This is a genomic window from Pseudomonas fluorescens (assembly GCF_902498195.1).
Lineage (GTDB): Bacteria > Pseudomonadota > Gammaproteobacteria > Pseudomonadales > Pseudomonadaceae > Aquipseudomonas > Aquipseudomonas fluorescens_BU.
Genome location: NZ_CABVIY010000003.1, coordinates 20,042 through 34,417 on the forward strand (window position 1 = coordinate 20,042; position 14,376 = coordinate 34,417).

The 14,376-nt window shown below is 61.4% G+C and carries 11 protein-coding genes; 8 read left to right on the plus strand and 3 right to left on the minus strand.

All coding sequences use genetic code 11. The features are described 5' to 3' along the window. Nucleotides 1-19: 19 nt before the first annotated feature. From F8N66_RS10940 to F8N66_RS10970, 7 genes are all read left to right on the plus strand, one after another. Nucleotides 20-3,160 carry an efflux RND transporter permease subunit gene (locus F8N66_RS10940; RefSeq protein ID WP_150770181.1) on the plus strand — a complete coding sequence of 1,047 codons (3,141 nt, stop codon included), beginning with the start codon at nucleotides 20-22 and terminating at the stop codon, nucleotides 3,158-3,160. Beyond that, nucleotides 3,157-4,566 (plus strand): efflux transporter outer membrane subunit, encoded by a 1,410-nt coding sequence (locus tag F8N66_RS10945; RefSeq protein ID WP_150770182.1) that lies wholly within the window; start codon nucleotides 3,157-3,159, stop codon nucleotides 4,564-4,566. The genes F8N66_RS10940 and F8N66_RS10945 overlap by 4 nt, the downstream gene beginning before the upstream one ends. 218 nt (nucleotides 4,567-4,784) lie before the next feature. Next, nucleotides 4,785-6,308, plus strand: coding sequence for a CoA-acylating methylmalonate-semialdehyde dehydrogenase (locus F8N66_RS10950; protein ID WP_150770183.1), 1,524 nt, complete (start codon nucleotides 4,785-4,787; stop codon nucleotides 6,306-6,308). Nucleotides 6,309-6,387: 79 nt separating this feature from the next. Then, complete coding sequence (locus tag F8N66_RS10955; protein ID WP_150770184.1) at nucleotides 6,388-7,023, plus strand: TetR/AcrR family transcriptional regulator; 636 nt, start codon at nucleotides 6,388-6,390, stop codon at nucleotides 7,021-7,023. An 83-nt stretch (nucleotides 7,024-7,106) separates the two neighbouring features. Next, nucleotides 7,107-8,774 (plus strand): GMC family oxidoreductase, encoded by a 1,668-nt coding sequence (locus F8N66_RS10960; protein WP_150770185.1) that lies wholly within the window; start codon nucleotides 7,107-7,109, stop codon nucleotides 8,772-8,774. Between the two features lie 24 nt (nucleotides 8,775-8,798). Continuing rightward, complete coding sequence (locus F8N66_RS10965; RefSeq protein ID WP_150770186.1) at nucleotides 8,799-10,040, plus strand: CaiB/BaiF CoA transferase family protein; 1,242 nt, start codon at nucleotides 8,799-8,801, stop codon at nucleotides 10,038-10,040. A gap of 49 nt (nucleotides 10,041-10,089) precedes the next feature. Continuing rightward, complete coding sequence (locus F8N66_RS10970; protein WP_150770187.1) at nucleotides 10,090-10,959, plus strand: enoyl-CoA hydratase; 870 nt, start codon at nucleotides 10,090-10,092, stop codon at nucleotides 10,957-10,959. A 79-nt stretch (nucleotides 10,960-11,038) separates the two neighbouring features. Here the strand turns inward: F8N66_RS10970 and F8N66_RS10975 are convergent, their stop codons facing one another. Continuing rightward, nucleotides 11,039-11,428: a tautomerase family protein gene (locus tag F8N66_RS10975; RefSeq protein WP_150770188.1), complete on the minus strand. Its 390-nt coding sequence runs from the start codon at nucleotides 11,426-11,428 to the stop codon at nucleotides 11,039-11,041. Between the two features lie 127 nt (nucleotides 11,429-11,555). Here F8N66_RS10975 and F8N66_RS10980 point away from each other — a divergent pair, with 127 nt between their 5' ends. Next, nucleotides 11,556-12,494: a LysR family transcriptional regulator gene (locus F8N66_RS10980; RefSeq protein WP_150770189.1), complete on the plus strand. Its 939-nt coding sequence runs from the start codon at nucleotides 11,556-11,558 to the stop codon at nucleotides 12,492-12,494. 7 nt (nucleotides 12,495-12,501) lie between these two features. Here the strand turns inward: F8N66_RS10980 and F8N66_RS10985 are convergent, their stop codons facing one another. Continuing rightward, entirely contained in the window at nucleotides 12,502-13,209 is a 708-nt protein-coding gene (locus F8N66_RS10985) for an SDR family NAD(P)-dependent oxidoreductase (protein ID WP_150770190.1), read from the minus strand. A 349-nt stretch (nucleotides 13,210-13,558) separates the two neighbouring features. After that, on the minus strand, nucleotides 13,559-14,350 hold the full coding sequence (gene otnI, locus F8N66_RS10990) for a 2-oxo-tetronate isomerase (RefSeq protein ID WP_150770191.1): 792 nt from the start codon (nucleotides 14,348-14,350) through the stop codon (nucleotides 13,559-13,561). Nucleotides 14,351-14,376 lie beyond the last annotated feature (26 nt).

Genomic DNA, 14,376 nt, shown 5'->3' on the forward strand with positions numbered 1-14,376 from the left:
TACGTTCAAGGTAATACCTATGGCTAACTTCTTTATCAATCGGCCGATTTTTGCCTGGGTGATCGCTATCGTGATCATGCTCGCCGGCGCGTTGTCGATTCTCAAATTGCCGGTCAATCAGTACCCGAACATTGCCGCCCCGGCGGTGATCATCACCGTGACCTACCCCGGCGCATCGGCGCAAACGGTGCAAGACACCGTGGTGCAGGTGATCGAGCAGCAACTCAACAACTTGGATGGCCTGCGCTACCTCTCTTCGGAAAGTAACAGCGATGGCAGCACCAACATCATCGTGACCTTCGACCAGGGTACCAATGCGGACATTGCCCAGGTGCAAGTGCAGAACAAACTGCAACTGGCGACACCGCTCCTGCCGCAAGAAGTGCAGAAGCAGGGGCTGCGGGTCGCCAAATACCAGGTCAATTTCATGCTGATCGTGGGCCTCTATTCCGAAGACGGGTCCATGGACGACTTCGACATCGGCAACTACATCGTCTCCAACATGAAAGACCCGATCACCCGCACCAAGGGGGTCGGTGACTTCCTGATGCTGGGGGCCCAGTACGCCATGCGTATTTGGGTTGATCCACAAAAACTGAACAGCTACCAATTGACCTCCCAGGATGTCATCGACGCGGTACAAGCGGAGAACGTGCAAATCTCCTCTGGCTCGCTTGGCGGATTGCCCACCCATAAAGGGGTGCAGTTGAACGCGACGATTCTCGGGAAGTCGCGAATGAAAACCGCCGAGGAGTTCCGCGAGATCCTGCTCAAGGTCAATCCGGATGGCTCACAAGTGCGGGTCAAGGATGTGGCGGAGGTTGGGCTCGGCTCCGAAAACTTCTCGATCTCCGGCACCTACAACGGCAAGCCTGCCGCCGCACTGGCATTGCGCCTGGCGACCGGTGCCAACTTGCTGGACACGGTCAAAGGCGTCCGGCAAACCGTCGCCGAACTGGAACCGTACTTTCCCAAGGGCTTGAAGGTAGTGTTCCCCTATGACACTTCGCCTGTGGTGGGCGCGTCCATTCACGAGGTCGTGAAAACACTGTTCGAGGGCATCCTGCTGGTGTTCCTGGTGATGTACCTGTTCATGCAGAACATCCGCGCCACGCTGATTCCGACCCTGGCTGTCCCGGTGGTATTGCTGGGGACGTTCGGCATCCTCGCGGCCTTTGGTTTCACCATCAATACGCTGACGATGTTCGGCATGGTGTTGGCGATTGGCCTGCTGGTGGACGACGCCATTGTCGTGGTGGAGAACGTTGAGCGGGTGATGTCTGAAGAGGGCTTGTCACCCCGGGAGGCCACGCGCAAATCCATGGTGCAGATCCAGGGCGCACTGGTCGGTATCGCGCTGGTGTTGAGCGCGGTGTTTGTACCGATGGCCTTCTTCGGCGGCGCGACAGGCATCATCTATCGGCAGTTCTCGGTCACCATTGTCTCGGCCATGGCACTCTCGGTACTGGTGGCGCTGGTGTTTACCCCGGCCTTGTGCGCGACCATTCTCAAGCCCATCGATGCCGATCACCATCACAAGAAAGGCTTCTTTGGCTGGTTCAACCGCAGCTTCGATCGCGGTGCCGAGCGCTACAAAAACGGTGTGGCAACCATCGCCCGGCGCAAAGGGCTGTTCCTGGTGATTTACCTGCTGATCGTCGGTGCCATGGCCTGGCTGTTTCCACAGATTCCAACGGCGTTCCTGCCGGACGAGGATCAAGGCACGATGGTGGTCCAGGTGCAAATGCCGCCCAACACCAGCGCCGGCAGAACACAAGCGGTGCTGGATGAAATTCGCGGCTACCTGATGGAGCACGAAGGTGATGTCCTGGAATCGGCGTACACGGTCAACGGCTTCAACTTTGCCGGGCGCGGGCAGAACTCCGGGATGTTGTTCATCGGCTTGAAACCCTGGGAAGAGCGGGAGGGGAAAGACACCTCGATCTTTTCCTTCACCCAACGTTTGCAGGCGCGCATCTCGCAAATCAAGGACGGCACGGCAATCGCCATCGTACCGCCCGCCATCCTTGAAATGGGCAACGCCAAAGGCTTCGACATGTTCCTCCAGGATCGTACGGGCCTGGGCCACGAGACCCTGATGGCGGCGCGTAACCAGTTCCTGGAACTGGCCGCCCGAGACCCTGTGCTGATGAACGTGCGCCCCAACGGATTGAACGACGAACCGCAATATCAGGTGGTCATCGACAATGAAAAGGCGCGGGCGCTGCAGGTCAGCATCAGCGACATCAACAACACCATGAGTACAGCGTGGGGTTCTGCCTACGTGAACGATTTTATTGATCGTGGTCGGGTCAAGAAGGTGTACGTGCAAGGCGAAATCGACTCGAGGATCTCTCCTGACGATTTCGAGAAGTGGTACGTGCGCAATGCCCGAGGTGAGATGGTGAAGTTCTCGTCGTTTGCCAGCGGTTACTGGACTTATGGCTCACCGAAACTTGAGCGCTATAACGGTATTCCCGCGGTGGAAATCATGGGCGAGCCGGCGAGTGGCTACAGTTCGGGAGACGCGATGCAGGCGGTAGAGCGCATCGTCAAGCAACTGCCTGACGGCATCGGTGTGCAGTTCACCGGCATTTCCTATGAGGAGCGCCTCTCCGGTTCGCAGGCGCCGGCGCTCTACGCCATTTCGGTATTGATCGTTTTTCTGTGCCTGGCCGCGCTCTATGAGAGTTGGTCGGTGCCGGTCTCGGTGATCATGGTCGTACCCCTGGGAGTCATTGGCGCCGTGTTGGCGACGCTGATGCGCGGGCTGTCCAATGACGTGTTCTTCCAGGTCGGACTGCTGACCACCGTGGGATTGTCAGCGAAAAACGCGATCCTCATCGTCGAGTTCGCCAAGGCCTTGCACGAAGAGCATGGCAAACCCCTGCTGGAAGCCGCGGTAGAGGCTGCGCGCCTGCGTTTGCGGCCGATCATCATGACCTCACTGGCGTTCATGCTCGGCGTATTGCCCCTGGCGATCTCCAATGGCGCCGGCTCCGGCAGCCAGCACTCGATCGGCACCGGTGTGATCGGCGGGATGATTACCGCGACCTTCCTGGCGATCTTTTTCGTGCCGATGTTTTACGTGGTGATCTGCCGGTTGTTCGTTAAACAGAAACCTGGCCCGGTGCAGGCGCTTGAAGGAGAGCGAGCATGAAAACATTTCGTCGCAATGCCGCGCTGACGTGGGTATTGATGAGCGTGGGCGGCTGCTCGCTGATTCCCCACTATCAGCGGCCCGAGGCACCGGTGGACAGCACCTGGACGGTGCCTGTCGAAAAGCAGGCAGCCGGCGCGGAGCGGGTGACCTGGCAGGCCTTTTTCCACGATGAGCCGTTGCGTCAGTTGATTGCCCAGGCTTTGGACAATAACCGCGATGTGCGCGTGGCGGCATTGAACATCGAGAAAGCCCAGGCTCAGTACCGGATCAGCCGTTCGCAAACGCTGCCCTCCATCGAGGCCTCGGGCTCCGGCACGGCACAGCGCTTGCCCGGTGACGTGGCGCCCAACGGCTCGACCGGCGTCAGCCATCAATACACTGCCGGCATCGGGTTCACTGCCTATGAGCTGGATTTCTTCGGCCGGGTCGACAGCCTCAATCAGCAAGCCCTGGAAGGTTACCTGGGCACCCTTGAGGCGCAGCGTAGTGTCAGGCTGGCGCTGATTGCCCAGGTCGCGACGGCGTATTACCAGCTGCAGGCCGATCAGCAACTGTTGGCGATTGCCCGGCAAACGTTGACCAGCCAGCAGAGCAGTTATGAGCTGGTGCTCAACCGTTACCGCATGGACGTCGCCACCGAGCTGGACTTGAGTCAGGCAGAAAGCACGGTGCGCACGGCCGAGGCCAGTCAGGCGCAATATTCCAGGGCGGTGGAGCAGGACAAAAATGCGTTGGTACTGCTGGTGGGCAAGCCGTTGTCGACACAACAGTTCCCGGCTGTCCAGCTGGATACGGTGAGTGTGGAGGGCGAGCTGGCGGTGGGCCTTCCGTCCGATCTGTTGACCTGGCGACCGGACATCCTCGCCGCCGAGCACGCCTTGAAAGCGGCCAATGCCAACATCGGTGCGGCAAGGGCCGCGTTCTTTCCGAGCATCCAGCTGACCGCGTCGAGCGGGGCCGCCAGCGCCGATCTCGGCCAGCTGTTTGCAGGCGGGCAGGGTGCCTGGACGTTCGTGCCGTCGATCAACCTGCCGATTTTCAACCACGGACGCAATCAGGCCACGCTTGACGTGGCCAAGGTACAGGCGTCGATCGAGGTGGCCAATTACCAGAAGGCCATTCAGGTGGCATTCCGGGAGGTGTCCGATACCTTGGTCGCACGTGAGTCACTCGACATTCAGGTCAAGGCCGAAAGCCAATTGGTCCAGGCCAATGCCCGCAGCTATCGCCTGGCTGAAAGCCGATATCAGGAGGGCGTGGACACCTACCTCAATACTCTGGATTCCCAGCGCAACCTCTACAGTGCCCAGCAAACGCTGGTACTGACCCGGTTGTCGCGCATCAACAACCTGGTCTTGCTGTACAAGGCGCTGGGTGGCGGGGAAGCGGTAGGCGGCAGTTAACAGCAGCGACTGATTCAACAACCGGTTTCCTCCTTGGCCCATGATCGATTTTTTGTCATGGGCCTTTTTTGTGCTGTGGCATTCGCCCAGGGTAAATCCTGCCCATGGATTGTTCGCCACCGTGAACAATCAATTCAGGTTATTGCCGTAGTCAGGGCGACAGCGTCTGCCTACTGTAGGGGTGAAATTCACATTCATTCATCGCAGCGAGACCTGTCATGTCCCATGTTAGCGACAACAAAGAAATCGCCCAGTACATCCACGGCGCCCACGTCGTCGGCAGCGGTGCACGCACTCAACCCATTTACAATCCGGCCACCGGCGCCATCACTAACCATGTGCGCCTGGGCAATACCCAGGACGTAGACGCCGCCGTGGCGTCCGCCGAGGCGGCGTTTCCCGCCTGGTCGAACACGCCGCCCATTCGCCGCGCCCGGGTATTGTTCAAATTTCTGGAACTGTTGAATCAGCACAAAGACGAACTGGCGCACCTGATCACGGCCGAACATGGCAAGGTCTTCACCGATGCCCAGGGCGAAGTGGCCCGTGGTATCGACATCGTTGAGTTCTCGTGTGGCATTCCGCAGTTGCTCAAGGGCGACTTCTCCGACCAGGTCTCCACCAACATGGACAACTGGACACTGCGCCAACCCCTGGGTGTCGTTGCCGGCATCACGCCTTTCAACTTCCCGGTGATGGTGCCGATGTGGATGTTCCCGGTGGCGATCGCGGCGGGCAACACCTTTATTCTCAAGCCAAGCCCGACCGATCCCAGCGCCAGCCTGTTCATGGCTGATCTGCTGAAGCAGGCCGGTCTGCCTGACGGCGTGTTCAACGTGGTGCAAGGCGACAAAGAGGCGGTTGATGCGCTACTGGTGCACCCGGATGTGAAAGCCGTGTCCTTCGTCGGCTCCACGCCGATTGCCAACTACATCTACGAGACCGGTGCTCGCCACGGCAAACGCGTGCAAGCCCTGGGCGGCGCGAAGAACCACATGGTGGTCATGCCTGATGCTGACGTCGATCAGGTGGTCGACGCACTGATCGGCGCGGGCTATGGCTCGGCCGGCGAACGTTGCATGGCGATCTCGGTGGCCGTGCTGGTGGGCGACGTGGCTGACAAAGTCATGCCAAAACTGCTGGAACGCACCAAGGCGCTGAAGGTGCTCAACGGCAGCAACCTGGCGGCGGAAATGGGCCCGATTGTCACGCCAGCGGCCCATGCCCGTATCACCGGTTACATCGAGCAAGGCATCAAGGAAGGCGCGCAATTGCTCGTCGATGGCCGTGATTTCAACAGTGCCGACGCTGGCGAAGGGTGCGAGGAAGGCTTCTGGATGGGCGGCACGCTGTTCGACCACGTCACCCCGGACATGCGCATCTACAAAGAGGAAATCTTCGGCCCCGTGCTGGCCTGCATGCGCGTGCCTGATTTCGCCACCGCCGTGCAATTGGTCAATGACCACGAGTTCGGCAACGGCGTGGCCTGCTTCACCCGTGATGGCAATGTCGCGCGCGAGTTCAGCCGGCGTATCCAGGTCGGCATGGTTGGCATCAACGTGCCGATTCCGGTGCCGATGGCCTGGCAAGGTTTCGGCGGCTGGAAAAAGAGCCTGTTTGGTGACATGCATGCTTACGGAGAGGAAGGCGTGCGCTTCTACACCAAACAGAAATCCATCATGCAACGCTGGCCGGAAAGCATCGGCAAAGGCGCCGAGTTCGCGATGCCAACTGCGAAATAAAGCGAGTGCTTGAGCGAGGGGGATGGGTGGGTGAGAAAATCGATTGATTTATTAAGACGATCAGTCTATTAGTTGTCGCATGACGAACATTATCGCTCCCCCTCGCAAGCGCGGTCGCCCGGCCAAAGCCATGGGCGACCACCGGGAAACCCGTGAAACCCTGTGCCGTGCTGGCGTTGCCGCGCTGACGGAGAAAGGGTTTTCAGCCACCGGCATCGACGAGATCCTGAAGTCAGTCGGTGTGCCCAAAGGCTCTTTCTATCACTTCTTCGCCAGCAAGGAAGCGTACGGCAGTGAACTGATCACGCTGTACGCCCGCTACTTCGTGCGCAAGCTGGATCGCTTTCTGCTCGACGAAGGCCTGACCCCGCTCAAGCGCATCGAGGCCTTTTGCGAAGAGGCCGAGCGCGGGATGCAGCGCTTCGATTTCCGCCGAGGTTGCCTCGTCGGTAATTTGGGACAGGAGATGGGCGCGTTGCCGGAGTCCTTTCGCGCGCAATTGACCAACGTCCTGCTGGATTGGCAGGCCCGGTTCGAGCGCTGCCTGGAGGAAGCCAAGGCGGTGGGTGAATTGCGCGAGGAGGCGGACAGCGCGCGCCTGGCGGCGTTTTTCTGGATTGGCTGGGAAGGTGCGGTGCTACGCGCCAAGCTTGAGCGAAACGGCGAACCGCTAAGGGTATTCGCCGACCTGTTTCTGATGAGCCTGAGGTCTTAGGCTCTTTTTTTTCACCTTTTATATACGATCGGTCTAATTAATATGGAAGCCTGTGAATCGTTCGTGAGAAGTGAGGCGTCCCAATGAGTGAGCCAACTTTCGACTACATCATCATCGGTGCCGGCACCGCCGGTTGCCTGCTGGCCAACCGGCTCAGCGCCGATCCCACGCACCGCGTCCTGCTGCTTGAAGCCGGCGGCCCGGACAACTACCCGTGGATTCACATCCCCGTGGGCTACCTGTATTGCATCGATAACCCGCGCACCGACTGGCGCTTCCGGACCGCCCCGTCGGCCGGCCTCAATGGCCGCGAATTGCTCTATCCACGGGGCAAGACACTGGGCGGAAGCTCAAGCATCAACGGCATGATCTACATGCGTGGCCAGGCTCAGGACTACGATCACTGGGCCAGCGTCACCGGCGATGACGCGTGGAATTGGCAAGCCTGCCTGAAGGACTTCCGTGCCCACGAGGACCACTATCGCCTCGATGCCGCCATCGCCGAAGGCGAAAACAGCCAGGCGGCGCGCTTCCGGACCCTGCACAGCAACGGCGGTGAGTGGCGCGTTGAAAAACAGCGCCTGCGCTGGGACATCCTCGATGCCTTTGCCAAGGCTGCCGAGCAGGCGGGCATTGCGGCGACCGATGACTTCAACGGCGGCGACAACCGCGGTGTCGGTTACTTCGACGTCAATCAGCGCAGCGGCTGGCGCTGGAACGCCTCGAAGGCGTTTCTGCGGCCGATCCTCAAACAACGCCAGAACCTCACGGTGTGGACGGGCGCGCAAGTCGCCCGCCTGCGGTTTGAACAGCGTGATGACGGGCAGACCCTGTGCTGCGGCGTCGAACTGATTCATCAGGGCCAGCACCGTAGCGTCCGGGCCCGGCGCGAAGTGGTGCTCAGCGCCGGCGCCATCGGCAGCCCGCAGTTGTTGCAGCTTTCGGGTATCGGCGATGCCGCCTTGCTGAACGATCACCAGATCCCGGTGGTGCGGCATTTGCCGGGCGTGGGGGCCAACCTGCAGGACCATTTGCAGATCCGTTCGGTCTACAAGGTGCAAGGGGCGTCGACCCTCAACACCCAGGCGACCACGTTGCTGGGCAAGGCCGCGATTGCCCTGGAGTACGCGCTCAAACGCAGTGGACCCATGAGCATGGCGCCTTCGCAGTTGGGCATCTTCACCAGCAGCGATGAGTCCTATGCGCACCCCAATCTGCAATACCACGTGCAACCCTTGAGCCTGGAAGCGTTCGGACAACCCCTGCACGCGTTCCCCGCCATTACCGCCAGCGTCTGCAACATCCACCCGACCAGTCGCGGCACGGTGTCGATTCGCAGCGCGGATTTTCGCGATGCCCCGATCATTGCCCCCGACTACCTGAGCACCGACGAAGACCGTCGAGTGGCGGCCGATTCGCTGCGGCTGACCCGGCGCATCGCTGCACAGCCGGCGATGGAGCGCTTCAGCCCCGTGGAATACAAACCGGGCGTCCAGTACCAGACCGATGAGCAACTGGCGCGCCTGGCCGGCGACATCGGCTCGACGATTTTCCATCCGGTGGGCACGGCGAAAATGGGCAAGGCCACCGATCCGATGGCCGTCGTCGACAGCCATCTGCGCGTGCACGGCATCCACGGCTTGCGCGTCGTCGATGCGAGCGTCATGCCGACCATCACCGGCGGCAACACCAACAGCCCGACGCTGATGATCGCGGAGAAAGCCGCACGCTGGATCATCGCCGGTCTCTAATCCATCCAAATAGGAAACAACATTATGGATTTCCCGCAAGGCCTGCCTGCCAGGAAGGGGCCGCTGGACGGCATCACTGTCCTGGATTTCTCGCGCGTTCTCTCGGGGCCGTATTGCACCATGGTGCTCGCGGACCTCGGCGCCCGTGTGATCAAGGTCGAACGACTCGCCACCGGCGACGACACCCGAGCCTTTGGGCCCTTTGTCGAGGATGACTCGGCCTATTTCACCTGTTTCAACCGCGGCAAGGAAAGCATCGCGCTGGACCTCAAGAGTCCGCGGGACCGGGAGCTGGTCGAGCGCATGCTCGCCGAGGCCGATGTCCTGGTGGAAAACTTCCGGCCGGGGGTGATGGATCGCCTGGGCTATGGCGCCGAACGGCTCGCGCAGACCCATCCGCACCTGGTGTACGCGTCCATTTCGGGCTTCGGCCAGACCGGCCCGATGAGTGACTTGCCGGGCTACGACATGGTGGTCCAGGCCATGGGCGGCATCATGAGCCTGACCGGCTGGCCCGATGCACCGCCGGCGCGCGTCGGCACCAGTTTCGGCGATCTGAGCGCCGGGCTGTTTGCCGTGATCGGCATCCTCTCGTCGTTGTATAAACGCACCCGCGACGCCCAGGGCTCCCGCGTGGACATCGCAATGCTGGACTGCCAGGCCGCACTCATGGAAACCGCGCTGGCGACCTATGACGTCGAAGGCACGGTGCCCACCCGCACCGGCGACGCCCATCCCTCGCTCTCGCCGTTTGAGGCCTATGACGCGCAAGACGGGCGCTTCATCATTGCCGCGGGTAACGACCAGTTGTTCATGCTCATGGCCGACGCGCTGGGCAGCCCGCAAATGGCCCTGGAACCGCAGTTCCTCAGCAACGCCCAGCGTTGCCGCAACCGGCCGGCGCTGATCGAGGCGATCCAGGCGATCACGCTGACCGCCCCCATCGCGCACTGGATTGACCGGCTCAACGAAGCCGGGGTGCCATGCTCGCCGATCAACACCATCGACAAGCTGTTCGAGCACCCGCAACTGGCGGCACGCAACATGATCATCCAGGTGCAGGGCGAGGGCGGGCGGGCGTTCCGCACCGCCGGCAACCCGATCAAGCTCAATGCCTACGCCGACATCGATGCCGCCACGCCGGTGCGCGCCCCGGGCCTGGATGAGCACCGCGAACGCATCCTCTCGCAGCTGATGTCCCCCACCGGCGACTACGCGCCGGCCACGGGCGCCTTCGATGAACCACTGCTACAGAACGCTGGCTAGCCCATCGTCCGTCTTTCCACGCCTGCTTATTTTCCCGGGAGAATCTTCCATGACCGCCGCAACCGCTCCAGCCACCCAAGACAAAAAACCGGCCAGCAACCCCATCAAATCCAGCAACGAGACACCGGGCACTGGCGCCCCGGCGCCGCGCTACGAATCGATCCTGGTCGAACGACGCGAGCGCGTCGGGCTGATCACCTTGCATCGGCCCAAGGCCCTCAATGCACTGAGCGTGGCCATGTCCCGCGAAGTGGTCGCGGCGCTGCACGGCTTCGACGCCGACGACAACATCGGCGCCATCGTCATCGCCGGCAGCCCACGGGCTTTCGCCGCCGGTGCCGACATTGAGGAAATGGCCGACAAGAGCTTCGTCGATTTGCAGCGTCACGACGTTTTCGCGGCCTGGTCACAATTGCCCACGATCAGCAAACCGATCATCGCTGCGGTGAGCGGCTATGCACTGGGGGGCGGTTGCGAACTGGCGATGATGTGCGACTTTATTATCGCCTCCGAAGACGCGCAGTTCGGCCAGCCGGAAATCAAGTTGGGCATCCTGCCCGGGATCGGCGGCTCGCAACGCCTCACCCGTTCGGTTGGCAAGGCGCTGGCGATGGACATGATCCTCACCGGTCGCACCATCAACGCGACCGAAGCCAAGGCTGCCGGGCTGGTGGCCCGGGTCGTGCCTTCGGCCGATCTGCTGCAAACAGCGCTGGAGGCTGCCCATACCATCGCCGGCTACAACGCACCCGCCGTGAAAATGGCCAAGGAAGCGGTCAATCGCGCGTTGGAAGTGAGCTTGAGCGAAGGCCTGCTGCACGAACGCAGACTGTTCCAGGCCGCGTTCGCCACCGATGGACAGAAGGAGGGCATGCAGGCGTTCCTCGCCAAGCGGGCACCGGTGTTCCGCCATCGTTGAAGGACGGATCGAGGGCCGGGTGAAACAGCGGCAGGGGCACAGGAATTGATCCTGTGCCCCTGCAACCCTGCGGTGAAGGCTAGAGCTCGCCGGTCAGGAACTGCGCCCGTCCATGGCCGAAACTCCAGTCGGCATCGTCGTTGATCACAATGGACACCATCACGTCGCTGGGCTGGATATTGCAATGGGTCTGTAGCTCATGCGTGAGCAGCTCATAAAACCTGATCTTCGAGGCTTCACTGCGCGGCCTGCTGGTGACGCTGACAATGATCACGTCTTTCGTCCTCGGGATATCCAGGCCGGTGTCTTCGACGATCATCCGGCTGGGCCGGTGTTCATTGACGATCTGATAACGATCGCGTTCGGGCACTTCAAACGCCGCGACCATCGCACGATGCGCCGCGTCCAGTAGGGCTTTGAGCTGGGCGTCGTCACGACCTTCTACGACATCGAATTTCATCAGGGGCATGTGGGTCATCTCATCCAGGGAGGGAATGCCTGCACCGCAGGGCTTGATGCCCACACTAAGCGGTTGCTTTGTTCATGGCGAGGCGCAAAAATCGAATTAATTGTTTGCGTGGGAGAACAATCAAATCATGCTCAAAGTCGAAGTCGAAAGGCTCTGGACCCATTTGCACTGGCTGGCGATCCTGGCGGAGCAGGGCACCTATACCGCGGCGGCGATCCGGTTGGGGGTCAGCAAGTCCGCGGTGAGCCAGCGAATTGCCGAACTTGAGAAAGCCACGGGGCTGAGCCTGGTGTTGCGCACCACGCGCAGCGTGCGGTTGACCGATGCCGGCAACGCGCTGGTTCGCGACGTGCGCAGTGCCTACGAGCAAATCGCCTGCAGTTTTTCCGATGTCCGGGACTCGGCCGGTGTGGCGCGGGGCCTGATACGGCTGACAGCGCCGGTCGCGTTTGCCCGCCAGCAACTGGTCCCGGAACTGGCCGGGTTCTTCAAGGAATATCCCGAAGTCAAAGTGCAGCTCGACGTTTCCGATCACATTTCCTCCATCGCTTCGGAGGGTTTCGATCTGGCGGTGCGGCACAGCAATCAGATTCCGGATACCCATGTCGCCTGGAAGTTGTGCGCGACGCACTCGGTGCTGGTGGCGACCCGCAGTTACCTGGAGCGATTCGGCGAACCCCGGCGTCCGCAGGATCTGGTCGATCACAACTGCCTGTATTACCCGCGAGGCAAGGATACGCCGGCCTGGGCGTTCGAAGGCACCGGCCCGGCGCAAGGGGAGGAACAACGCTTGACCGTGCCCATCAAAGGCAGCTTTGCAACCAACAACAGCGAAGCCTTGCGTGATGCGGCCCTGACGGATCTGGGCATCGCGCTGTTGCCCGACTTCAGTGCGCAAGCCGGGCTCAAGAGCGGAGCCTTGGTGCAGGTACTGCCCACGTGGCGCCTGGTCGGCGCCTTCCCCGAGGACATTTATCTGGTGCGCCCTTACTCCGCCCGCGTGCCCAGGGCCGTCAGCGTGTTTGTCGATTACTTGCGCGGGCGCTTCACGACAGGCTTCATCTGAGCGCCCGTTACCGACCGGCGCTCTGGCCGCCGTCGACGTGCAGGATTTCTCCGGTGATGAACTCCGCCGAATCGAGGAACAGGATGGCGCTGGCGATTTCGCTGGCTTCGCCCATACGTCCCAGCGGATGGAGGGAGCCCAGCAATTCGTAGTACTCCTCATTGTGCATCGGCGTCTTGGTCACGCCCGGGGCCACGGCGTTGATGCGAATGCCGTGCTTGGCGTATTCGATCGCCAGCGATCGGGTCACGGCGTTCAAGCCACCCTTGGTCAGCGCCGCCAAGGCCGTATGCGCGCCGCTGATGCCGTTCTCTACGCTGCCGGTGACGGTCACCACATGGCCGCTGCCGTGCTTTTCCATTTCGGCGATGGCCAGTTGGGTGATGTGATAGAAACCGGCCACATTCACGTGGGTGACGGCGTTGAAGTCTTCGAGGCTGTGCTCGGTGAACGGCTTGCCGATGTAGATGCCGGCGTTATTCACCAGGGTGTCGACGCGGCCGAATCGCGCGACCGTTTCGTGAAGGACTCGCTGCGCCGTTGCCCGGTCACCGATATCGCCCGCCACCGTCAGGATGTCCGGGTCGTCCGACGGCTTGATCGTCCGGGACGTCGCGACGACGCGGTAGTCGAGTTTGCGGAACGCCTTGACGACTTCGGCACCGATGCCTTGTGACGCGCCGGTAACGATGACCACCTTTTGAGCTGCACTCATGTTTTATGACTCCACAGTAGTAATTGCTGCTTTCGCCGGCATCGGTCGCATGGGCGATCAGGGCCAACAGTGACGGGCGGGATAGCCGGATTGACTGACCCGGGAGGGATGCAGGCCCACTGATGAGCAAAGGCCATGGCGCCAGTTTAAAGATCCGGCCGGTGGCGTCTGCTATGCGTTGGTAAGGGCGGTGGATACATGCGTATGAGCGATTTAGTACCCAAGTATGGCGGGGTGTGGCACAAGCGAGTGGCGAGCACGAAGGGAGGGCAACCGCCGGCAGTGGCGGCAGCCCGTCGAGCGGTGATCGACGACCCCGGGGTCGCCGATGTTCAAGCGGTGATCTGCCTCAGACCGACCGGGCTTGCCAGTCACGCAACCATTGCAAGCCCTCGGAGGTGTTACCCCGTGGCCGGTATTCGCACCCGATCCAGCCGCTGTAGCCCAACTGATCGATCAACTCGAACAGGTAGGGATAATTCAACTCGTTGCCCAGGTCCGGTTCGTGGCGATCCGGCACGCCTGCGATCTGGATATGGCCGATGCCGGCGAAATCCCGGCGCAGCTTGGTCGCCACGTCGCCCTCGACGATCTGGCAGTGGTAAACGTCGAACTGGACCTTGAGGTTGTCCTTGCCGATGGCCTTGCAGATGGCCTGTGCCTGATGCTGGTGGTTGAGGAAAAAGCCGGGGATGTCGCGGGTATTGATCGGTTCCAGCATCACGGTGATGCCATGCCTGGCCGCTTGCGTCGCCGCGTGGCTGAGGTTTTCCAGGTAGGTCTCGTGGTGCCTGGCACGATCGGCTTCGTTCGCCAACAGTCCGGCCATGACGTGAATGCGGTCGTTGCCCAGGACCGCGGCATATTCCAGCGCCTGGTCGAAACCGGCGCGAAACTCCGATTCGCGGCCGGGCAGGGACACCGTGCCTTTTTCACCGGCCGCGATGTTGCCGGGCGGTGCGTTGAACAGGGCCTGGACCAGGCCGTTGTCGTCGAGCCGCTGTTTCAGTTCGCGGGCGCTGTAGTCGTAGGGAAACATGTACTCCACCGCCTGGAAACCATCGGCGGCGGCCGCGGCGAAGCGGTCAAGGAAATCGTGTTCCGGGTAGAGCATGCTGAGGTTCGCAGCGAAACGAGGCATGGAGACTCCTGACATCAAAAAGGGGG

Coding starts and splice junctions, on each gene's coding strand:
- F8N66_RS10940 (WP_150770181.1), top strand. CDS start 20: ATGGCTAACTTCTTTATCAATCGGCCGATTTTTGCCTGGGTGATCGCT.
- F8N66_RS10945 (WP_150770182.1), top strand. CDS start 3,157: ATGAAAACATTTCGTCGCAATGCCGCGCTGACGTGGGTATTGATGAGC.
- F8N66_RS10950 (WP_150770183.1), top strand. CDS start 4,785: ATGTCCCATGTTAGCGACAACAAAGAAATCGCCCAGTACATCCACGGC.
- F8N66_RS10955 (WP_150770184.1), top strand. CDS start 6,388: ATGACGAACATTATCGCTCCCCCTCGCAAGCGCGGTCGCCCGGCCAAA.
- F8N66_RS10960 (WP_150770185.1), top strand. CDS start 7,107: ATGAGTGAGCCAACTTTCGACTACATCATCATCGGTGCCGGCACCGCC.
- F8N66_RS10965 (WP_150770186.1), top strand. CDS start 8,799: ATGGATTTCCCGCAAGGCCTGCCTGCCAGGAAGGGGCCGCTGGACGGC.
- F8N66_RS10970 (WP_150770187.1), top strand. CDS start 10,090: ATGACCGCCGCAACCGCTCCAGCCACCCAAGACAAAAAACCGGCCAGC.
- F8N66_RS10975 (WP_150770188.1), bottom strand. CDS start 11,428: ATGCCCCTGATGAAATTCGATGTCGTAGAAGGTCGTGACGACGCCCAG.
- F8N66_RS10980 (WP_150770189.1), top strand. CDS start 11,556: ATGCTCAAAGTCGAAGTCGAAAGGCTCTGGACCCATTTGCACTGGCTG.
- F8N66_RS10985 (WP_150770190.1), bottom strand. CDS start 13,209: ATGAGTGCAGCTCAAAAGGTGGTCATCGTTACCGGCGCGTCACAAGGC.
- otnI (WP_150770191.1), bottom strand. CDS start 14,350: ATGCCTCGTTTCGCTGCGAACCTCAGCATGCTCTACCCGGAACACGAT.